The sequence below is a fragment of the Flavobacterium sp. GCM10023249 genome (genome assembly GCF_042653365.1).
GTDB lineage: Bacteria > Bacteroidota > Bacteroidia > Flavobacteriales > Flavobacteriaceae > Flavobacterium.
Genome location: NZ_JBHSHZ010000005.1, coordinates 31058 through 53850, shown reverse-complemented (window position 1 = coordinate 53850; position 22793 = coordinate 31058). Strand labels below are relative to the sequence as shown.

The following is a 22793-nucleotide window of genomic DNA, read 5'->3' as shown; positions in this document are numbered from 1 at the left end:
AAAATTGCATGGCTACTTACACAATGCTGGGTGATTACACCTATGAAAAAGAAAACAGTTCACAATTCAGAATCATTTTCAACATTCCCGACAACTGTAATTACAATTTAGATTTGTCTGGAGGAAAATACACCATTGAAATTAGATTAAACCCTAAAGAAACTCAACCATCTAGCACTTTCATCGAACAAAGTGAAATCGTAAACATGATAGGTAATGGTTTGGATTTCAAATTTGAACAGTATGAAGCATCAGGTGTAGTTATCAAAAAACCTTCAGCTATTGTAACTGACTAATTCTTACTTCTGAAAAATTCTATCTACATAATTTTATTTTTAAATACATTCTGTTTCGGGTTTCAAAAGGAGAAACCCGAGATAGACTCTATTATATATTACAAGGAAAAAAACAAACCTGTAAAGGCCATCAATTATGTTCGAAAACAAACAGAACGTTATTTAAAAACGAATCAGTTTGAAAAATATTGCGACATGAAATTGGAACAGGCATTACTCTATGAAGAGTTCGGTGATTATGAAAATGCCATAAAAATTCTTTACGAATCCAGAGAAATTGCCGAAGCCCAAAACCTGAAAGACAAACAAGTATCCATCCATTGGAAAATAGGAAACTTATACACGACTACTTTTGCCTTTAATAAGGCAAAAAAACACTTGTATCTTGCCCGGAACATTGCCGAAAAAGTAAATAAGAAAGATTTGCTTTCTAAAGCCTATCAAGGCTTGTACAGACTTCACTCTATGATTGAGTCGGATAGTGCAAAATACTATTTGGACAAAGTGGCTTTTTACAGTAAAGGATCAACTGATTTATCGGAACATTTTAAAGTTAATAACAACTTTTTCAAATACCACTTTGGCAGAAAAGAATATCAACTTGCCAAGTTTTTCAGTCGTAAATCGCTTGAAATAGCTGAGTCAAGCAAAAACAAACAACAAATAGCTATTGGAAAAATCAACTATGCGCTTTGTTTAATGGAAGGTGATAAAAACTATCAGGAAACCATTAAAATTTACAAAGAAGTATTGAAGTTATATCCCAATAACGAAGACCACAAAAATGTTTCACAATGCCTTTTGAACATTTCCTATGCTTATGAAAAAATTGGCGACTATAAAAATGCCTTGGAGTACACTAATAGGTATTTGGATTTTGTGGAATTAATCCTCAACGGAAAAGTGGAACAAGCTACACAAGAAATTGAAACCAGATACCAGCTCGATAAAGCGGCCAATGAATTTAAAGAAAAAGAAAAGAACATTTTAGAGAAACAGAAACGTAACCAGAAGATTACTTTATTACTTGCGTTCTTGCTATTGTTATCTGGAGTGATCTTTTATTTTTATTACCAAAACTTACTGTTAAAACAAAAAAACAGAATTAAAGATATCGACAGTAATCTTCAATATAATATCATTAGTGCTACTTTGGACGGACAAGATCAGGAGCGAAATAAAATTTCACAAATATTACATGATTACGTAAGTGCAACCCTCTCTTCAGTTGGTTTGCATCTTTCGGCATTCGAATCTTCTTTAACACCGGAACAACGATCGGATTTAAGAAAAACACGTTCATTACTGAAACAAGCACACGATAAGGTAAGGGATTTATCCCACGAGTTAATACCTCCTTTATTGGTCAAGTTCGGTTTACAATTCGCACTAAAAGACTTATGTGAGAACAATTCCAATTCCCTATTAACTTTCTACTATAAATCTACCATTTCAGAAGACAAAAAGTTTGATCCGGATTTTGAAATAAAAATCTATTACATCGTTTCCGAGTTAATCAATAATATCATCAAACATAGTGGCGCAACTGAAGCTTATCTTACATTAGCATCAGAAGAAAATGATTTTACATTCACCATAACCGATAACGGAAAAGGATTTGATGTAGACAATATCAGACAATCGGAAGGTTTCGGACTTACCCAAATTCGTGCACGTGTTAAAAACATGAATGGTACAATGACGATCAAATCCAAAGAAGGAGAAGGAACCAACATCATTGTAAAAGTCCAGGAATAATTATTTTTTTCCTAATTCTACAATTTCAAGATCCTTAATTTTATCTTCATCTATCACAAATCGAAGCATCGTTCGTACTTGATGAAACCCACTTTTACCTGCTGCACCGGGATTCATATGCAATAAATTAAGTGACTTGTCAAATTGCACTTTTAAAATATGTGAATGGCCACAGATAAACAATTGAGGTGGATTCTTTTTAATTTCATCTCTAATTTCCTGATTGTATTTTCCGGGATAACCTCCAATGTGTGTTATCCAAACATCAACACCTTCACTCAAGAAACGGTTATGCAAAGGGAATTCCAGTCGAGCCTCTGCCCCATCAATATTACCATAAACAGCACGTAATGGTTTGTGCTTTTTAATCGAATCAGTAACTGCCAAATTGCCAATATCACCGGCATGCCAAACTTCGTCGGCCCAATTTACATGTTTCAGTATAGCATCATCAATATGACTGTGCGTATCGGATAATAGAAGTATTTTTTTCAATTCGAAGATTTTGTTTCCAAAGATATAAAATTGCTAAATTTGAACCTTATGAAAAACGTCTATTTAGATAACGCTTCAACAACTCAGTTGCGTCATGAAGTCATTACGGAAATGACCAAAGTGCTCACCGAAAATTTCGGCAATCCGTCATCATCTCATTCATTTGGAAGAAATTCTAAAAATCTAATTGAATTATCACGAAAGAATATTGCCAAAAACTTAAACTGTAACGCACAAGAAATCATCTTTACCTCCTGCGGAACAGAAGCCAATAACTTTATTCTTTTGTCCTCCATTCGTGATTTAGGTGTAAAGCGAATCATTACCAGTAAAATAGAACATCATGCTGTTTTACATACTGTTGAAGTATTTGAAAAACAATTCGGTATTCAAGTTGATTTCGTTGCAATTTTGTCAGACGGAACAATCGACTACAATCATTTAAAGGAATTATTATCCCAGAATACAAAAACATTGGTAAGCTTAATGCATGTCAACAATGAAATTGGTACCCTATTGGACTTGGAAAAAGTTGGACAGCTTTGTAAAGAATCCAATGCCTATTTTCATACCGATACTGTTCAATCTATAGGCAAAACGCCAATAGATTTAACTAGTTTGCCCATCGATTTTCTAGTGGCAAGTGCACACAAATTTCATGGCCCGAAAGGCATTGGTTTTGCTTACATCCGAAAAGGAATTGTTCTGCACCCTATTTTATTGGGCGGAGAACAGGAAAAAGGACTTCGTGCCGGTACCGAGAGTGTTCATAATATCGTTGGCATGGCCAAAGCATTGGATATCGCCATCGAATCAATGCCCGTTGAGAAAAGTGCAGTTTCAGAATTAAAAGACTACTTAATTCAACAGCTGCAATTGGAATTTCCCGAAGTCACTTTTGCTGGAAATCCTTCAGAAACATTCTACAATGTTATTAATGCCATTTTACCCTTTGATGAAAGTAAAATAAGCATGCTATTGTTTCAATTGGACATGAATGGAATTGCGGTATCCCGAGGAAGCGCATGCCAATCTGGCAGTGTTAAACCTTCTCATGTTTTAGAAGCTTTTCTTCCTGAAGAATTATTGAGAAAACCCAATATTCGCATTTCACTTTCCCATTACAACACCATCGAAGACATTGATTATTTGATTGACGTATTAAAAAAATTATAATGAAATTCATTTACCTTTTCGTATTACTTCCTTATTTGGCATTGGCACAAGATTTTGACATTCAAGGCCATCGCGGTTGTCGAGGACTACTTCCTGAAAATTCCATTCAAGCCATGTTGAAAGCAATTGACTTAGGTGTTACCACTCTAGAAATGGATGTAGTGATCTCAAAAGACAACCAAGTAGTGTTGTCGCACGAACCTTTTTTATCGTATGAAATAGCATTGGATTTAAACGGAAAGGAAATTGAAGAGAAAAATGAAAAAAGTTACAATTTGTATCAAATGAATTATGAGCAAATTAAACAATACGATTGTGGCAGCAAAGTTCATCCGAGGTTTTTAGAACAACAAAAAATTAAGACTTACAAACCATTGCTTTCAGAAGTAATTGATTCAGTCGAATATTACATAAAAATTAAACATCCTGGCAAGAAAATACACTATAACATTGAGACCAAAACAACTAGTGAAACGGATGCGCTATTTCATCCTAAACCAGCAGCATTTGTAGATTTAATGATTGCGGTGATTAAAGAAAAAAACATTCAAGATAGGGTTTACATCCAATCTTTTGATGTGAGAACATTACAACATTTACATACAACCTATCCTGAATTCAGAACTGTTTTATTGGTTGAAAATGAATCCAGTATTGATGAAAACTTAAAACTGTTAGGCTTTAAACCAGATGTTTACAGTCCGTACTATAAACTTCTTAATAAGAAGAAAGTAAATCAACTTCACCAACAAAACATCAAAGTAATTCCGTGGACTGTTAACGACAAGAAAGACATGCAGCAAATCATCAAAATGAAGGTTGACGGAATTATTTCGGATTATCCCAACCGATATTTTGAACTGCATTAGGTAATTATCAATAATTTAGAGGCTCTACAAGAGTTACTATTGATTCCACAAGAGTTACTGTTGGCTCCACAAGAGTTGCTATAGGCTCCACAAGCGCTACTATTGGCTCCACAAGCGTTACTGATGGCTCCACAAGCGCTACTATTGACTCCACAAGCGTTGCTATAGGCTCCACAAGCGTTACTGATGGCTCCACAAGCGCTACTATTGACTCCACAAGCGTTGCTATAGGCTCCACAAGCGTTACTATTGGCTTCAAAAGAGTTACTGATGGCTCCACAAGCGTTACTATTGGCTTCACAATACTTCTATGACTTTGTCTTAGAAATTAAACTATTCGTTGTTTTTTTAATAGTTCCAAATATTCATTTGCTTCCTCTAATAATCTTTTACTTTCAGCACTTTTTAATTCATTATCCTTTTTTTCTGAATGAATAACTTCTTTGACCAATTCATCATCTTTAAAATAATACATTCTCCCAAAATTCAGTTCCTGCTTACTTGTGTCTTGATCTCCGTTATCTTGTAATATGGCAAAAACAAGCTGATCGTTATCAAAATAAAACTCATCCGTTTGCTTTGAATTTTCTTCATGTGGATATGTTTTAATTCGGCAAACCTTTCCTTTTTCCAAATAAAAATGGATTTTAGACCATTTTTCCTTTATTTGGTCACTATTCAAATCTTTTGATAAAATTTCAATGCGTTGCATTTTTTCTTTGGTAGCTTCAATTTTATCCACCAATAAATTAACTTCGGTTATAAAATTTAAGACTTCGGCTTGTTGCTCTTCTTTGCTTTTACAGTTATAAAAACAGAATAACACGAGCATAAAAAGTAGCTTTTGGAGTTTCATCTTTACAATTTAAAATGCATTAACAATTAAAAATCAGAATCTTAGATAAATTTAAAGCTTTTTAAAAGAAAAAGACTACTAAACAGAAATAAAAAAAATCCGCTTTGTTTAAAGCGGATTTACTATCAATTTATAAACTTAAAAAATAACTTTTACCTTTATTTCCTCTCCCTTTCGCAGAATTGTCACTTCCCTTTCATCACCAGAATTCAATTTGGCCAAACAATCCATATAGCTATAGACCTCTTTTATTTGACAATCTCCGATCTTAGTAATAATGTCGCCTTCCAAGATTCCAGCAATTTGGGCAGGACGTCCTTCAGTAACACCATCAACATGCAAACCATCACCATGATCTGTGTAGTCTGGCATAATACCTAAAGTCACTTTGTATTTAGGCGCTTTCTTTTCGGAAGTGATTTTCGTTTTGGTAAATTCCAGTTTCTCTGCATCAGCTATTGCATTAACCGTTCGGAAAATATAATTCACGATATTTTCCACTCCGTAATAATTAATTTTTCCTTCGTCATCACTTGGTTTGTGATAATCGGTGTGCGTACCAGTAAAGAAGAACAATACCGGAATATCTTTCAAATAAAAAGAAGTATGGTCAGACGGCCCTACTCCGCTCAATTCCTGAGTAATACCAAACCCTGCCGGTTTATTTCTTTCAATAATTTCAGGGAAAGAAGGACTAGTTCCTACACCGCCAACTATCAATGTTTTTTTATCATCGAGACGACCAATCATGTCCATATTGATCATTGCCATTACATTTGGATAAAGTGTTTTAATGGTTGAAGCCATTTCTTTAGAACCAATCAAACCATCTTCTTCACCTGAGAATAAAGCAAAGATAAAATTTGCTTTTTCCTTTGTTTTATTTTGCGACAACATTCTGGCTAACTCCAATACACCCGCTACTCCAGAAGCATTATCATCGGCACCATTGTGGATTTCACCTTCCGAATTCATTTTAGTGGAATGCAAATGTTCGTTCAATCCCAAATGATCATAATGCGCACCAATCACAATTGTTTTTGCCGCACCATTATCCAAATAGCCAATCACATTGTTACCTGAATTAGCCTTCCCTTTTGAAATCGTGTCATGCGGATTCAGGCGAACTGAATAATTAAAAGACTGTAGGAATTGCTTATTGTAAGGCTTAAGTTTTAGTTTTTTGAATTCAGAAACAATATAATCAGCTGACAGTTTTTCTTCCTTAGATCCTGTCAGTCTTCCCTTCATGGCATCAGAAGCCAAGTAAGAAATGTGTTTTTTGAGGTTTTGAGGATTGGCATATTCGTTTTCATCGATATCCACCCAATCGGCAATAAAAACATTCGTTTCGCGTGGTTTACTTTGCTCCCGATTACTCGAGAAAACCAGTTTCTTTCCATCAGGTGAGAACATTGGGAACGCATTGAATTCACTTTGATAGGTAATTTGCTTCAATCCAGTACCATCAGTGTTAATCATATACAATTGGAAATCGTAGCCTTTAGTTGCATGGTGATTTGACGAGAAAATAATTTTTTTATCAGAAGGATGGAAAAAAGGTGCCCAATTGGCCTTTCCCAAATATGTAATTTGTTTCAAATCGGAACCATCTACATTACATGTATAAATTTCCATACTCGTCGGCATTACCAAATTTTCAGCCAGTAAATCTTTGTACTCTTTTATTTCTGCTTCCGTTTTGGGACGAGAAGAACGGAATACCAGCTTCTTGCTGTCATGTGAGAAAAAGCAACCACCATCGTATCCCAATCCGCTAGTCACCTGCTTCACATTTGAGCCATCGATATCCATTGTATATATTTCCAGATCCCCGGAACGGATACTGGTGAACGCAATCTTTTTACCATCGGGTGACACCACAGCTTCGGCATCATAGCCAGGAGAATCTGTTAACTGTTTGACGATATTCCCTTTCAGGTCGGCCATATAAATTTCAAATTCGGGATAAATGGCCCACAGGTATTTACCATCTTTAGGCTTTGGAGGAGCAGGACAAGCTTCGTTACTTTTATGAGTCGAAGCGTATAGAACGTGCTTACCGTCAGGCATAAAATACGAGCAGGTTGTGCGTCCCTTTCCGGTAGAAACCAATTGAAGACTTTTCGAATCGATTGAGGTTTGAGATAAATCAAGCGTAAAAATCTGGTCACATTGTGCACCTATTTCCGGATTAGTGACTTGAAGTGTAAGTTTTTTACCATCAGGGCTGAAATACGCTTCGGCATTATCGCCACCGAAAGTGAGTTTTTTTACATTCTTAAGATGCTTTTCCTGAGCGAAACCCGAAATCGCAGAAAGCATAAACAAAGTCGTTACAATTTTAGTTGTCGTCATTCTTGTAGTGTTTATCTCTCAAATGTACTAAAAGGAACCGATTGTTGATTACCCTTTTAGCATAAAAAAACCGTCCCATTTTACAACAGGACGGTTTCAAGTATTAAATCCGTAATTATTTACTTTTCGGAAGATTTTTTGGTATTTCCTTGTTCGAATCCATCATTTCCATGAGTTTCATTCCCAGTAAACCACTGATACCGCCATCGGTACCGTTATTACCGGAGATCAAGACATCAGGAATCACTTTAATATTTCCTTTACCAATTTCCTCTGTGATTTTATATTTCGTAAAGTTATCTCCACCCATTGCCGAAACCTGCAATTGATAAGCTTCAGCAGTAGATTTACCGATCGCCATAATTTTCTCAGCCTCAGCCAAACCGGTTTTCGAAATCTTTTCTGCTTCAGCACTAGCATTCAATCTTGTAGCTTCTGCTTGAGCACCTGCTCTTGCTTTAGTTGCTTCCGCTTCTGCCTGCGCTCTCATTTTAGTAGCCTCCGCTTCCGCATTCACGTTCAGTTTCAGACTAGTTGCATCTCCTTCCGCTTTTTTAACCGTAGCATCAGCAGTACGTTGTGCGATTTCCACACTTTGCGAAGCACGGACAATTTCCTTCTGCATATCAGCAATAGCCGTTTCTTTTTCCATACCCTGACGCTGTTCCTGCGCCATTTTTTGCGTTTGATACGTCTTTTGTTCTTCTTCTGCTATCTTTCTGTCAGTTAACGTTTTCATCAAAGAATCCGGTGGCACGATATCACCGATTAAAGTATCCACCGCATTCACGTTGTACTCATCCAATACTACTTTGATATGGTTTTTAGCTGACTCCTGACGTTCTTTACGCGTACTCAAGAACGAAATCACATCACTTTCCTGAGCCGAGTTACGGAAATAGTTACCAATGGTAGGCTCCAAAACCTGAGAAACTAAATTTGTCATACTACCGAAACGCGCAATAACTTTTGGAGCTTCATTAGCTGGAACGTGGATAATTTGTGACACATCCAAATTGAAAGGGAAACCATCCTGAGAACGAACCGTGATGGTAGATAAATTATGGTCTAAATTATGTGATTCACTTCTGGCATCCGCCCAGTTTAATACCAAGTTGGTTGTTGGCACCAATTCCAGTTTTGTTGTATACTTATTTAAAGCATATTTACCAGGCCCAAGTGGTTCCATCCAAACACCACGCTGTCCTTTAGACACTATATTTCCATGTTTGAAATGCTCACCTGTAACATCCTGACCGTCTTCCCCTATATACGAAATCACAACACCAACATAACCGATAGGCACATCTGTCATAGGAGTTTGTTCAATTTGAACAGCCCAAGAATTGATATAATAAGAACCTGCCAACATTACTTGAGGTTGAAGTCCACGATTACCGCCATCTTCCAGGAATTTATCAAAATCTTGAAAATTGTTGTGTGATTCCACATATTTACCAGCGATTTGACCGATTGGAATAGGTTCACCGTCAAGCGCAGTCACAACACCCACCATGTTTTCAAAAATTTTGATCTGATCTGCCATTACCACATCAAATAAAAACGTATTGATACGGTACGAACCAGTAGTGATGAAAGCAGTTTGACGTCCTTTTTGTCCTCCATTATTCAAGAAAGCAGTAGCATCTTGAAAATTATCACAGGCTACTTTACGTGCAAGTATTCTACCGGTTGGTATTTCCTTACCGTCTTTACTCAGCACCAAACCGATTTTCCCTTCCGGTATTATTGTAAAAGGCGACATATCAACCGAATATTGCCAAATCCACATACCCCAATACAAACCAGGAGCCAAAGTTTGAGCCTGAAATCCGGCCTCTCCTTTTGTCGCAATAATACGTCCATCCGGCAACGCTTTATCTGTACCAAAAAGAACGAATTTCTTGGTTACCAGACCAATTTTATCTTCAGGAACTATAACCATCCCGAAGAAAACTCGTAACACAAACTTGTAAAAAATAAAGCAAGCGACTATTAATATCAGCCACCAAAAATTAGTAATTGTTTCCATTACAATAGATTTTAAATGATTTTAAATATGATTTTAGAAATGCTTAATATGAAAAATGAAGTATAATCATGAATCCGATTAAAAGTTAACTTTCAGGATTGCGCAGTTGCCTGAGTCGTTATTTTGAAGATACAACACCTTTGTGTCATTTTAGGATATTAATTTCTTAGTAAAATCGATAATTATACGTTAGAAGAAATCAATTGTTACAGAAAACAAAAAGAATATTTTTATACAATTTAAAACCTATTGATTATCAATAAAATAAAAGCGTCCCAAAAAATTGGGACGCTTCAAAACTATTTTATGTTTATCTTATAAGTGAATTACTTCACCGTAAGCATCAGCTACCGCTTCCATCACCGCTTCACTCATTGTTGGGTGCGGGTGAACCGCTTTTAAGATTTCGTGACCTGTAGTCTCTAATTTACGTGCTACAACCGCTTCTGCAATCATATCGGTAACTCCGGCACCAATCATGTGACAACCTAACCATTCACCGTATTTAGCATCAAAGATTACTTTCACAAAACCATCAGGAGTTCCAGCTGCTTTCGCTTTTCCTGAAGCTGAAAATGGGAATTTACCCACTTTCAATTCGTAACCTTTTTCTTTCGCTGCTTTTTCCGTTAAACCAACAGAAGCAATTTCAGGGGTAGCATAAGTACAACCAGGAATATTTCCGTAATCTAATGGTTCAACATGTAAACCAGCAATTTTTTCAACACACAAAATTCCTTCCGCCGAAGCAACGTGTGCTAAAGCTTGACCTGGAGTAACGTCTCCAATAGCATAATAACCAGGAACATTTGTTTGGTAGTAAGCGTTTACTAAGATTTTATCTCTATCCGTAGCAATACCCGTTTCTTCTAAACCGATATTTTCAATATTTGTTTTAATACCAACAGCTGAAAGAACGATATCCGCTTCTAGAATTTCTTCTCCTTTTGCTGTTTTAACTGTAGCCTTCACACCTTTTCCAGAAGTATCCACTTTCTCTACAGAAGCATTTGTCATTACATTGATACCTGCTTTCTTTAAAGAACGCTCAAATTGTTTGGAGATATCTTCGTCTTCAACTGGAACCACATTTGGCATGAACTCAACGATAGTAACTTCGGTACCCATTGAATTGTAGAAGTGTGCAAATTCCACTCCGATAGCACCTGAACCCACAACAATCATTTTCTTTGGTTGTTCCGGTAACACCATTGCTTGACGGTATCCGATTACTTTTACTCCATCCTGAGGTAAATTAGGCAATTCTCTTGAACGCGCACCAGTTGCAATAATGATGTGATCTGCGGTATATTCGGTTACTTTTCCGTCAGCAGCAGTAACATCTACTTTTTTTCCTGGTTTCACTTTTCCGAAACCATCGATAACATCAATTTTATTTTTCTTCATTAAGAATTGAACTCCTTTACTCATTCCTTCCGCTACTCCGCGAGAACGTGCAATTACAGCGCCAAAATCTTTATCAACATTGTCTACTTTTAAACCATAATCAGATGCGTGTTTTAGGTAATCAAAAACCTGAGCTGATTTCAATAACGCTTTCGTAGGAATACACCCCCAGTTCAAACATATTCCACCCAAATTTTCTTTCTCGATAACGGCTACTTTAAAGCCTAATTGTGATGCTCTAATGGCAGTTACGTATCCACCAGGACCACTTCCTAAAACAATAATATCGTATTTCATAACGTAAAATTTTCTAAATTTCAGAGCACGAAAATACATAATAAATATAGAGTACTCAAATATTCTATTAATTATTTGGGCGTTTCCCTTCGGGTCACGTGTTCCGCGCTACACGGTAGCTCGCTACACCCGTTAACGCATTTGAAATGAAGATTCACCACCAATTCAACTTCGTAAATTAAAAAAACTTCCTACTTCTAACTTCTAACTTCCAACTTTACACTATCTTTGCACGCTCAAAATTAACATCATGCGATTACATAGAAACTTAGTTTACACAACAATAGACTCTTTAAATGCTATTTTTAATGAAGGTGAATATGCCGATAAAGTAGTAGCTCGTGCACTAAAAAAAGACAAACGTTGGGGAAGTGCCGACCGTAAATTCGTTGCAGAAACCATCTATGAAATTGTACGTTGGAAACGTTTGTATGCAGAAATCGCAGAGGTAAAAGAACCTTTTGATCGAGATAACTTGTGGAGAATGTTTGCTTCTTGGGCTGTACTTAGAGGATATCCTATTCCCGATTGGACACAATTACAAGGTACTCCTGTTCGAAAAATCAAAGGTCGTTTTGACGAATTATCAAAAAACAGAGCCATCAAAGAATCGATTCCAGATTGGATGGATGCATTGGGTGTAAAAGAATTAGGAGAAGCAACTTGGACCAAAGAAATTAAAGCTCAAAATGAGCAGGCCAAAGTTATTCTACGTGTGAATACTTTAAAAACAACTCCCGAAAAATTGCGTGCCCGATTAATGGACGCTAATATCGAAACCGAGTATATCAAAAATCAATCGCAAGCTTTAGTGTTAAAAGAACGTGCTAATGTGTTCTTAACGCAGGAATTTAAAGACGGTTTGTTTGAAGTGCAAGACGCTTCATCCCAATTGGTTGCTCCTCTTTTGGATGTTAAACCAGGAATGCGTGTTGTAGATACTTGTGCTGGTGCCGGTGGAAAAACATTGCACTTGGCTTCCATCATGGAAAACAAAGGGCAATTGATTGCTTTGGATTTGTACGAAAGTAAATTAAATCAGTTAAAATTACGTGCGCGCCGTAACGGAGTACACAATATTGAAACGCGCGTTATCGATAACTCGAAAACCATCAAAAAACTACATGAAAAAGCGGACAGAGTTTTAATTGATGCGCCATGTAGTGGTTTAGGTGTTTTAAAACGTAATCCGGACAGCAAATGGAAATTACAGCCGGAGTTTATTGAAAATATCAAAAAAATTCAAGCCGAAGTTTTAGAAAATTATTCCAGAATAGTTAAACCTGGTGGAAAATTAGTCTATGCGACTTGTTCGGTATTACCCTCTGAAAATCAAGAACAAATAGCAAATTTTTTAACCACAGAAAGCGGAAAAAACTTTACCTTTGTAGAAGACCACAAAATTCTGGCACATGAGTCAGGCTTCGATGGATTTTATATGGCTCTATTAGAAAGAAAACCGTAAAAACCAAGTAAAAATTTCCAAACCCAAATTTATTTTTTGTTCTATTTTTCTTACGCTAATTAATTTAAAATAAGAAAATTACTAATATTTCATTGCTATTTGCAATAAATGTTTACATTTGAATCCCCAATTTTTTTAAATTATCAAAAAATGAAAAAAATCTACTTACTATTTTTATTGAATTCCTTTTTAGGATTTGCTCAAATTCCTGCGGGTTACTACGATACAGCAACCGGTTCAGGATACACATTAAAAACAAATCTTTATAACATAATAAGTAATCATACCATTGTCTCAGGTACAACAGGTTATGCAAACTTATGGACAACATATCAAACTTCTGATAGAGATGTATTTACTGGAGTAGGATATGAAAATGACAATACAATCTATGATATCTACACCGAAAATCCCACTGGGAGCACTGGAGAATGTGGATTTATTTATGGTACAAGCCAAGACACTGGCTCTGGAGGAGGAAGTGAATGTCAAGTTTACAATAGAGAACATATAATTCCTCAATCTGTTTTCGCTCAAGCTTCTCCGATGAGAAATGATGCTCATTTTATTCCACCTACAGACAAAAGAGTTAATGCTCTAAGAGCTGATTTTCCACATGGAAATGTAGCAACAGCATCAACAACAACAAACAATGGAGGAAAACTTGGTACAAGTGCAGTTCCAGGGTATGTTGGCACAGTTTTCGAACCTAATCCAGCATTTAAAGGAGACATTGCGAGAATGTATTTTTACTTTGCTACTTGTTATGAAAATACTGTGGCTACTTACAATTACGAAATGTTTAATAACACCAGTAATCAAGTATTTAATCCTGTTTTTTTAAGCATGCTTCTAAGTTGGCACATAGCCGATCCAGTGAGTCAATATGAAACTACCCGTAACAATGCAATTTATGCACGCCAAGGGAATCGTAATCCGTACATTGACCATCCTGAATATGTTTGTCAAATTTGGAGCTCACAATGTGCAGCCTTGAGTAATGAAGATTTTGCTGAAAATGTATTCAAAATTTACCCCAACCCATCTAACGGAAATTTCAGAATCGAATATGATTCTACAATAGGAGATATCAATTTAGAAATTTACTCAATGGTTGGTCAGAAAGTGTATGAAAAACAAAATATCAACGACAATACGGTTTCAACAAATGGACTTCAAAGCGGAATGTATCTTGTCAAGATTAACAAAGATTCCAAATCCATCGTAAAGAAAATAGTTATCAACTAATACAATGCAAGCGGCCTTAACGGCCGCTTTTTTTATGTCCATAAATTCTTATAACGACTATATAGTTATCCAAATCAAAAATTAAGAAAATTATCAAATTGGCAATAAAAACTGTGAGAATTTTTCTATTTAACAATCAATAAACTGTAAATCAACGATTTGTTAATAAAATATTAAATAAAATAAGATTCATATTGTTTTTTTATTTCTATATTTCCAAAGCAATTCGTTTTCAATGAGTTAACAATATAATAATATTTAAACGCTATTTTTCTTCAATTGAAGAAGTACTTTCGCCGAGTTTAAATAAATGGGAATAAAGAATAAAGAATAAAGAATAAAGAATAAAGAATAAAGAATAAAGAGTAAAGAGTAAAGAGTAAAGAGTAAATTAATGTTTGATCCTTGCCAAGGGTGTAAGTGGGAAACTGGTGATGCGTTTTGAATACTATCTGAGTAAAAGATTATATATAAAGAACAAAAATTAAATAGGAGTTCAATTATAAATTAAAAACAAAGAAAAAGAGTAAAACAGAGTAACAACAAATCCAAAAACAAAAAACAAAAACCCAAAGCAAATGAAACAAAAATTACAATTACTGGTATTCTTACTATCAGCAGGATGTTTCGCGCAAGCACCAGCAGGATATTACAATTCGGCAACGGGAACAGGGTATACCCTAAAAACCCAATTATACAACATTATTAAAGGTCATACAGACAGAGGCTACGCTGGACTCTGGACTACGTATCAAACTTCAGACAGAGACAATCAGAACGAAAATGACAACACTATTTTCGATTTGTATTCAGAAAATCAATCTGGTGCAGATCCTTATAACTTCGCTTACAGTACTGGTCAATGCGGTACATATGCAGTAGAAGGTGATTGCTACAACCGTGAACACATGATTCCGCAATCAGTATTCAATTCTAGTGCTCCAATGGTTTCCGATGCTCACTTCATTCCTCCAACTGATGGAAAAGTAAATGGAATGCGTTCCGATTATCCCCATGGAAATGTAGCCTCAGCATCGTGGACATCTCAGAACGGAAGTAAGTTAGGTACGAGTGCCGTTTCTGGTTACACTGGAACAGTTTTTGAACCTAATGCCGCTTTCAAAGGAGATATAGCCCGCATGTATTTCTATTTTGCTACACGTTATGAAAATACTGTTGCCGGTTACACATTCGATATGTTCAACGGTACAAGCAATCAAGTTTTCACTACTGCTTTCCGTGATATGCTCTTAGCTTGGCATGCTGCCGATCCAGTAAGCGCTCGTGAAATTGCAAGAAACAATGCTATCTATGCACGTCAAGGAAATAGAAATCCTTTTATAGACAATCCAAATTATGTAAGTATGATTTGGGGAGGAACGCCTGATACTACGGCACCTTCTGTTCCAACCAATTTAGCAGCTTCTAATGTAACTTCAACTAGCTTGACTTTATCATGGTCTGCTTCAACCGACAATGTTGGTGTAACAGGTTATGATGTTTATATGAATGGAAGCTTTAAAACTTCTGTGACTAGTACCACTAGTTCTATAACTGGATTAACTGCCTCTACAACTTATTCTTTTACCGTAAAAGCAAAAGATGCCGCAGGAAATTCTTCCGCTAATAGTGCAACATTTAATGTTACAACTTCTACAGCGGCTCCAACCGTATCAGATTTATACTTCTCAGAATACCTAGAAGGTTCTTCAAACAATAAAGCACTTGAAATAACCAATAGAACAGGAGCTTCTGTGAGTTTGAGTACGTATTCCATAAAAAAACAAACCAATGGTTCAGGTGCTTGGAGTACAGGTTTGGCTTTAACAGGAACACTTGCCAATAATGGTAAATATGTAATTGTAAACAATACAATAGCTTCAGCATGCTATTCTACTACAACTGCCAATATTTCTACAGCAGCTGGAGAAATGACATTCAATGGTAATGACGCAGTTGGTCTATTTAAAAATGGAGTTTTAATTGATGTTATTGGTATTTTCAATGGAGGTACAGCAAATTTTTCAGCTGATGAAACCTTACAAAGAAAAACTACAGCAACAGTTCCTTCTACAACCTTCAATAAAACTGCCGATTGGAATGTACTGGGCATAGATACTTGTAGCGGATTAGGAAACAGAACTGCAAATCCAAATCAATTAACAACAATCGATTTCGATATCTATCCAAATCCTTCAAATGGTAACTTTACTGTTTATTTTACTAACTTCGAAAAAGGATATTCAATGGAAATCTATTCGATTTTAGGTAAAAAAGTATTTGAAAAATCAGCCATTACAACACAAAACAATACTGTCTCACAACTGCAATCTGGTGTCTATTTAGTAAAGATTACTAAGGAATCAGAAACCGTTGTCAAGAAAGTTATTGTGAACTAAAAAAATAAAGCGCCGATTGGCGCTTTATTTTTTTCTATTTCAAAATTGAAATACTAAATTTGCATCACAAAACAACAACACAATAACAATGATTCATTTTTTTGGTAACTCAACCAATACCGTTTTTGCCGTTCAGACGCAAAACGGATTATCGACAGAAGATATCTCAAAATTAAACTGGCTTTTTGGCAACGCACATAAAATAGAAAAATCCGTCCTGACGGATTTTTTTGTTGGTCCTCGTGCCGCCATGATTACTCCGTGGAGTACAAATGCCGTCGAAATAACCCAAAACATGGGAATTTCAGGTATTATCAGAATTGAGGAGTTTGAAAAAGTAGCCGCTGATTTTACCAATTTCGATCCGATGATATCACAAAAATACTCGGAATTAAATCAGGACATTTACGTCATAAATATTCAGCCGGAACCAATTCTTGATATTGATGACATTGCGGCATACAACAAACAGGAAGGATTAGCACTAAGTGATGAGGAAGTAGATTACCTAAATAGTCTTGCGAACAAATTAGGTAGAAAACTTACCGATTCTGAAGTTTTTGCTTTCTCACAAGCCAACTCAGAACACTGTCGTCATAAAATCTTCAATGGAACTTTTGTAATAGACGGAGAAGAAAAACCTACTTCCCTATTCAAATTAATCAAGAAAACTTCTGAAACCAATCCGAATGATATTGTTTCAGCTTATAAAGATAACGTTGCTTTCGTTAAAGGTCCAAAAGTAACGCAGTTTGCTCCAAAAAGTGCCGACAAACCCGATTTCTACACCGAAAAAGAATTTGATTCGGTTCTTTCTTTGAAAGCGGAAACACATAACTTCCCTACCACTGTTGAACCTTTTAACGGAGCTGCAACTGGATCAGGAGGAGAAATCCGTGACCGTCTTGCTGGCGGACAAGGCTCATTGCCTTTAGCAGGTACTGCAGTATATATGACGTCTTACTCAAGATTGGAAGAGAATCGACCATGGGAAAACGGTATGGAAGAAAGAAAATGGTTGTACCAAACTCCAATGGATATTTTGATCAAAGCCTCTAATGGTGCTTCTGATTTTGGTAATAAATTCGGACAACCTTTAATTACTGGTTCTGTTCTAACTTTCGAACACGAAGAAGAAGCTCGTAAATTAGGTTTCGATAAAGTTATCATGCTTGCCGGTGGAATTGGCTACGGAAAATTAGATCAAGCGATCAAAAAGAAACCTCAAGAAGGCGATAAAATCGTAATTCTTGGTGGAGAAAATTATAGAATTGGAATGGGTGGTGCTGCTGTTTCGTCTGCAGATACCGGTGCTTTCGGTTCAGGAATTGAATTGAATGCCATTCAACGTTCCAACCCCGAAATGCAAAAACGCGCTGCCAATGCCATTCGTGGTTTAGTAGAAAGTGATGCGAATCCTATTGTTTCCATTCACGATCATGGCGCTGGTGGACACTTAAATTGTCTTTCAGAATTAGTGGAAGATACAGGTGGTTTAATCGATTTAGACAAACTTCCCGTAGGTGACCCTACCCTTTCTGCTAAAGAAATCATCGGAAACGAATCTCAAGAAAGAATGGGATTGGTGATTGGTGAAGAAAATATTGACATCCTTCAAAAAATTGCAGATAGAGAACGATCTCCTATGTACCAAGTTGGAGATGTAACTGCTGACCATCGTTTTACTTTCGAGTCCAAAACTACTGGTGCAAAACCAATGGATTATGCGCTGGAAGACTTCTTCGGAAGTTCACCAAAGACAATCATGACCGATACAACTGTTGCTGTCAATTATTCAAATCTAGATTATACGGCACAAAATATACCTTCGTATTTGAACCAAGTGCTTCAATTAGAAGCGGTAGCTTGTAAAGACTGGTTAACCAACAAAGTGGATCGTTGTGTTGGTGGCCGAGTTGCTAAACAACAATGTGCTGGACCACTACAATTACCATTGAATAATGTAGGGGTTATGGCGCTTGATTTCAAAGGAAAAGAAGGAATTGCAACCACAATTGGTCACTCTCCAGTTGCTGCATTAGTAGATCCTGTTGCAGGATCCAGAAATTCTATTGGAGAAGCTTTATCCAATTTGGTTTGGGCTCCATTAAAAGATGGATTGAAATCGGTTTCATTATCTGCTAATTGGATGTGGGCATGTAAAAATGAAGGAGAAGATGCTAGATTATACGAAGCGGTAAAAGGTTGTTCCGATTTTGCTCTCGAATTGGGAATCAATATTCCAACTGGAAAAGATTCACTTTCAATGAAGCAAAAATATCCTAACGACGAAGTAATTGCTCCTGGAACAGTAATTATTTCTGCAGCAGGGAACTGTTCTAATATAACCAAAGTAGTTGAACCCGTTTTACAACGCAACGGAGGAAATATTTACTATTTGAACTTATCTCAAGATGACTTTAAATTAGGAGGAAGTTCATTGGCACAGATTTTAAATAAAATCGGTTCAGAAGTTCCTACTATAACTAATGCCGCGTATTTCAAGAAAGCTTTCAATGTAGTACAGGATTTAATCAAAGAACGTAAAATTAAAGCCGGTCACGACATTGGTAGTGGTGGTTTGATTACAACATTACTGGAAATGTGCTTTGCCGATGTAAATTTAGGCGCCTCTTTCGATTTGACTTCTTTGGGAGAAACTGATACCGTAAAGGCATTGTTCAATGAAAATATAGCAGTAGTTTTCCAAGCTGATGCTGCTGTAGAAACTATTTTTGCACAACACAATATTGAAATTTTCAACATTGGATCAGTTGTAGAAGGAAATTCGATAACCATTACCAACCATTCGGATGCATTTACTTTTGCTGTTTCCGAAGTAAGAGATACTTGGTTCAAAACTTCTTTCCTTTTGGATTCAAAACAATCGAAGAACGGAACTGCTCAAGAACGTTATAACAATTACAAAAACCAACCTTTAACCTATACTTTTCCTTCACATTTTGACGGAAAAGCTCCAGTTATAGACGCTACTAAACCAAGACCAAAAGCAGCTATCATCCGTGAAAAAGGAAGTAACTCCGAAAGAGAAATGGCTAACGCTATGTTCTTAGCAGGTTTTGATGTAAAAGATGTTCATATGACCGATTTGATTTCTGGTCGTGAAACATTAGAAGATATTCAGTTCATTGGAGCGGTTGGTGGATTCTCTAATTCAGATGTTTTAGGATCAGCTAAAGGTTGGGCAGGTGCCTTCTTATACAATGAAAAAGCCAATACAGCATTGAAAAAATTCTTCCAACGCGAAGACACGTTATCTGTGGGAATTTGTAATGGTTGCCAGCTATTCATGGAATTGGAATTAATCAATCCGGAGCATGAAGTTCATGGAAAAATGACACACAACAATAGTCATAAACACGAAAGTATCTTTACTTCAGTAACTGTGGAGAAAAACAACTCTGTGATGTTATCCTCATTAGAAGGTACAACTTTGGGTGTTTGGGTTTCACATGGAGAAGGTAAATTCAACTTACCTTATTCTGAAGATCAATATAATATTGTGGGTAAATATGGTTATGATAGTTATCCTGCCAATCCAAACGGATCAGCGTTCAATACAGCCATGCTATGCGACAAAACTGGACGCCACTTGGTGACCATGCCACATATTGAACGTTCTACTTTCCCATGGAACTGGGCATATTATCCAGATAACGGACATAAAGATGAAGTGACTCCATGGCATGAAGCCTTTGTTAATGCACGTAAATGGATTGAAACTAAAAATAAGTAATCCCAATAAATAAAAAAAACGCTCAAATTGAGCGTTTTTTTTATTTAGTTACAAAATATACAATTGTTTCATACAATTCCTCCACATCGACCGGTTTACTGAGCACTTTTCTAATTCTGGATGCAGAGAATAATTCCTTGTTCACTTCTTCGGAAATCGCTGTTAATGCAACAATGGGTATCGATGGTTTTAGTTTCGAAATATGATCGGAGGCTTCGAATCCGTCCATTATTGGCATCATAATATCCATCAGAATCAAATCATAATTGTTCAATTCAACCATCTTACAAGCTTCCAAACCATCATTGGCAACATCGCAAGTATACCCTTTACGAGTTATGATTTTTTGTGTGATTAACTGATTGGTTTTATTATCCTCTACCAAAAGAATTTTGACCGAAGAGGGATCAAGTATCTCTTTCGGAACTTGAATTGTTGTAGGATCTTCATGGTATTTCTCAAAATCAAGGGAAAAAGAAATGGTAGTTCCTTTGTTTGGCTCCGAATCTATAAAAATAGTTTTATTAAATAAAGCCAATGTCTTTTTAACCAGGGTCAGCCCCAATCCGGAACCTCCATATTCGTAGTTGATTTTATCCGAACCTTGAAAGAACAAATCATAGATTTTCTCTTTAATATTTTCTTCAATTCCTATACCGGTGTCTTTTATAATGAATTGAATTTCTATTGTATCCTCATTGTCTCTTAATTTCTTAGCTTCCACGATTACGCTTCCGTCTTTTGAAAATTTAAACGCATTATCAATCAGACTAAACAATACCTGATAAAGTTTTGCCTCATCAAAAACTAATTGTGATGGTATTGTCGCATCAAAAACCAACGAATCGATATTATTATTGGTTCTGTTCTTTTTTACGAGGGTAAGAATTTTACCAAGCAATTCCTTTAATTGAACAATATCTTTCTTTGGAACATATTCTTTTTCAAAACTGTCAATAACATTGATTTCGATTATATTTCCAGATAAACTATACAGATTTTGAACTGAAGCCTGCAATTGTTCTATATTCTTATCATAATTGCTTTTGTCTTCTTCCATTAAATGCAACAAACCATTTAAAGTATAAATCGGGGTTCTCAACTCATGCGAAATGGTATCCAATAATTTCTTCTTGATATTCAGGGCTGTTTCCAATTCGGAATTTACCTGATGAAGCATTGCGTTTTTTTCGTTGAGTAAATCATTGGTTGAACTTTTGAATCGGGCATTTCGATACTGAAAATACAACAATACAATTAGTGTTATAATAGTAAACAAACAAAGAATCAAAAGATAATTCTTGTATTTGACGTTTTCACTTTTAAGCTGATTTTGTTTGATAATAGATTGGAATTCGATGTTTTTAATCTCCAATTCTCTTTGTTGATTCAAAGAAAGATTCATCTTCACCACGCGATAAATAAGTCGCTTTTTTAAAAAATCATTTGCTGCTTTGAAATTTTCGGTCGCTTCTTTGTAGTTTTTTAGCTTTTCATTAATCTTCCCTAAAATTGTAAAATAGCGGGAATGCAATAAGTAATCATCATCTTGTTTTTGAAAAGCTTTAGATTTATCAGCAATTGCCAAATACTTTAATGCATCATCAATTTTGTTCAAATGATAATAACATTCAGCAATAAACAAGTTGGTTTCCGGTTGGTCCGGATCACCATTGGTCTTTTCGTTTACTTCTAGGTATTTCAACGAATTTTCCAATGTTTTGTTCCAATCTTCTTTCTTTAAATACAGTAAAGTCAGATTATAGTACATATCCACCTGCTTCTCTAATGGCGCATATTTCTTCAAATACTGTTCTGAAAGTAAGGTGTATTTTTCATCTAAGGCTTCATTCCCTTGGGAATTATAAAACACTGCCAAATGCTCATAATATTCGCCTCGAATACAATTATTGTTGTGTTTGTCTAAAACTCGTTCTACTTTGTCTAACACTTTCTTGCTGGTCGCATAATCAAAAGTAGATACATAGAAATAGGAAATCTCTAAATACAGATAAAGCAACTGATCGTAATTATTGGACCTAATCAGTTTTTTTTCTAATTCATTGATCAAATGAGAACCTTTCTGATAATGTTCATAATCATTTAGACTCAATAGCTTTTTGGCCTTTTCAAATTCATTCAAAACGGCAGGATCGATGGCCGTTTGTTCTTGATTTGCAAAAGCTGAAGAAGTAAAAAAGAAAATAATAAGAAAAAAGCAACATGATAGCCTGTGCAACATCATAGACAAACCCAATTTGACATTTGCTTTAATTGAAAATTTCACGTGATAACCTATTAATTTCTATCAATTTACAATAATAATTACTTTCATCCAAATTTTACAATTTAAACTACAGGTTTTTACGTTATACTGCAC

15 protein-coding genes are annotated in these 22793 nt (G+C 35.8%); 8 read left to right on the top strand and 7 right to left on the bottom strand.

What is annotated here, in order from left to right:
* Positions 1–8 precede the first annotated feature (8 nt).
* Both ACFO7M_RS01595 and ACFO7M_RS01590 read left to right on the top strand, forming a co-directional pair.
* On the top strand, positions 9–296 hold the full coding sequence (locus tag ACFO7M_RS01595; RefSeq protein ID WP_379713070.1) for a hypothetical protein: 288 nt from the start codon (positions 9–11) through the stop codon (positions 294–296).
* Between the two features lie 195 nt (positions 297–491).
* On the top strand, positions 492–2054 hold the full coding sequence (locus ACFO7M_RS01590; protein ID WP_379713072.1) for a sensor histidine kinase: 1563 nt from the start codon (positions 492–494) through the stop codon (positions 2052–2054).
* Here the strand turns inward: ACFO7M_RS01590 and ACFO7M_RS01585 are convergent, their stop codons facing one another.
* A complete protein-coding gene (locus tag ACFO7M_RS01585; protein ID WP_379733668.1) occupies positions 2055–2549 on the bottom strand; it encodes a metallophosphoesterase family protein in 495 nt (164 codons plus the stop codon).
* 48 nt (positions 2550–2597) lie between these two features.
* Here ACFO7M_RS01585 and ACFO7M_RS01580 point away from each other — a divergent pair, with 48 nt between their 5' ends.
* Entirely contained in the window at positions 2598–3725 is a 1128-nt protein-coding gene (locus tag ACFO7M_RS01580; RefSeq protein ID WP_379713076.1) for a cysteine desulfurase family protein, read from the top strand.
* On the top strand, positions 3725–4594 hold the full coding sequence (locus tag ACFO7M_RS01575; RefSeq protein ID WP_379713078.1) for a glycerophosphodiester phosphodiesterase: 870 nt from the start codon (positions 3725–3727) through the stop codon (positions 4592–4594). The genes ACFO7M_RS01580 and ACFO7M_RS01575 overlap by 1 nt, the downstream gene beginning before the upstream one ends.
* A 7-nt stretch (positions 4595–4601) precedes the next feature.
* Here the strand turns inward: ACFO7M_RS01575 and ACFO7M_RS01570 are convergent, their stop codons facing one another.
* The 5 genes from ACFO7M_RS01570 to lpdA form a co-directional block, all read right to left on the bottom strand.
* Positions 4602–4895 carry a hypothetical protein gene (locus ACFO7M_RS01570; RefSeq protein ID WP_379713080.1) on the bottom strand — a complete coding sequence of 98 codons (294 nt, stop codon included), beginning with the start codon at positions 4893–4895 and terminating at the stop codon, positions 4602–4604.
* Positions 4896–4922: 27 nt separating this feature from the next.
* Positions 4923–5426 (bottom strand): hypothetical protein, encoded by a 504-nt coding sequence (locus ACFO7M_RS01565; protein ID WP_379713082.1) that lies wholly within the window; start codon positions 5424–5426, stop codon positions 4923–4925.
* 162 nt (positions 5427–5588) lie between these two features.
* Positions 5589–7808 (bottom strand): M20/M25/M40 family metallo-hydrolase, encoded by a 2220-nt coding sequence (locus ACFO7M_RS01560; protein WP_379713084.1) that lies wholly within the window; start codon positions 7806–7808, stop codon positions 5589–5591.
* Between the two features lie 115 nt (positions 7809–7923).
* Positions 7924–9840 carry an SPFH domain-containing protein gene (locus ACFO7M_RS01555; RefSeq protein WP_379713086.1) on the bottom strand — a complete coding sequence of 639 codons (1917 nt, stop codon included), beginning with the start codon at positions 9838–9840 and terminating at the stop codon, positions 7924–7926.
* Between the two features lie 315 nt (positions 9841–10155).
* Positions 10156–11544 (bottom strand): dihydrolipoyl dehydrogenase, encoded by a 1389-nt coding sequence (gene lpdA / locus ACFO7M_RS01550; RefSeq protein ID WP_379713088.1) that lies wholly within the window; start codon positions 11542–11544, stop codon positions 10156–10158.
* Between the two features lie 250 nt (positions 11545–11794).
* Here lpdA and ACFO7M_RS01545 point away from each other — a divergent pair, with 250 nt between their 5' ends.
* From ACFO7M_RS01545 to purL, 4 genes are all read left to right on the top strand, one after another.
* Complete coding sequence (locus tag ACFO7M_RS01545) at positions 11795–13009, top strand: RsmB/NOP family class I SAM-dependent RNA methyltransferase (RefSeq protein ID WP_379733666.1); 1215 nt, start codon at positions 11795–11797, stop codon at positions 13007–13009.
* A 150-nt stretch (positions 13010–13159) separates the two neighbouring features.
* Positions 13160–14257, top strand: coding sequence for an endonuclease (locus ACFO7M_RS01540; protein WP_379713092.1), 1098 nt, complete (start codon positions 13160–13162; stop codon positions 14255–14257).
* A gap of 578 nt (positions 14258–14835) precedes the next feature.
* Entirely contained in the window at positions 14836–16656 is a 1821-nt protein-coding gene (locus tag ACFO7M_RS01535) for an endonuclease (RefSeq protein ID WP_379713094.1), read from the top strand.
* A gap of 88 nt (positions 16657–16744) precedes the next feature.
* Positions 16745–20413 (top strand): phosphoribosylformylglycinamidine synthase, encoded by a 3669-nt coding sequence (gene purL, locus ACFO7M_RS01530; protein ID WP_379733664.1) that lies wholly within the window; start codon positions 16745–16747, stop codon positions 20411–20413.
* A gap of 40 nt (positions 20414–20453) precedes the next feature.
* Here the strand turns inward: purL and ACFO7M_RS01525 are convergent, their stop codons facing one another.
* Positions 20454–22700, bottom strand: a complete 2247-nt coding sequence (locus ACFO7M_RS01525) for a response regulator (RefSeq protein WP_379733662.1) — start codon at positions 22698–22700, stop codon at positions 20454–20456.
* Between the last annotated feature and the right edge of the window lie 93 nt (positions 22701–22793).

Excerpts from the sequence above, each read along its gene's own strand:
- ACFO7M_RS01595 (WP_379713070.1), top strand. The coding sequence starts at position 9 with ATGGCTACTTACACAATGCTGGGTGATTACACCTATGAAAAAGAAAAC.
- ACFO7M_RS01590 (WP_379713072.1), top strand. The coding sequence starts at position 492 with ATGAAATTGGAACAGGCATTACTCTATGAAGAGTTCGGTGATTATGAA.
- ACFO7M_RS01580 (WP_379713076.1), top strand. The coding sequence starts at position 2,598 with ATGAAAAACGTCTATTTAGATAACGCTTCAACAACTCAGTTGCGTCAT.
- ACFO7M_RS01575 (WP_379713078.1), top strand. The coding sequence starts at position 3,725 with ATGAAATTCATTTACCTTTTCGTATTACTTCCTTATTTGGCATTGGCA.
- ACFO7M_RS01565 (WP_379713082.1), bottom strand. The coding sequence starts at position 5,426 with ATGCTCGTGTTATTCTGTTTTTATAACTGTAAAAGCAAAGAAGAGCAA.
- ACFO7M_RS01560 (WP_379713084.1), bottom strand. The coding sequence starts at position 7,808 with ATGACGACAACTAAAATTGTAACGACTTTGTTTATGCTTTCTGCGATT.
- ACFO7M_RS01555 (WP_379713086.1), bottom strand. The coding sequence starts at position 9,840 with ATGGAAACAATTACTAATTTTTGGTGGCTGATATTAATAGTCGCTTGC.
- lpdA (WP_379713088.1), bottom strand. The coding sequence starts at position 11,544 with ATGAAATACGATATTATTGTTTTAGGAAGTGGTCCTGGTGGATACGTA.
- ACFO7M_RS01545 (WP_379733666.1), top strand. The coding sequence starts at position 11,795 with ATGCGATTACATAGAAACTTAGTTTACACAACAATAGACTCTTTAAAT.
- ACFO7M_RS01540 (WP_379713092.1), top strand. The coding sequence starts at position 13,160 with ATGAAAAAAATCTACTTACTATTTTTATTGAATTCCTTTTTAGGATTT.
- ACFO7M_RS01535 (WP_379713094.1), top strand. The coding sequence starts at position 14,836 with ATGAAACAAAAATTACAATTACTGGTATTCTTACTATCAGCAGGATGT.
- purL (WP_379733664.1), top strand. The coding sequence starts at position 16,745 with ATGATTCATTTTTTTGGTAACTCAACCAATACCGTTTTTGCCGTTCAG.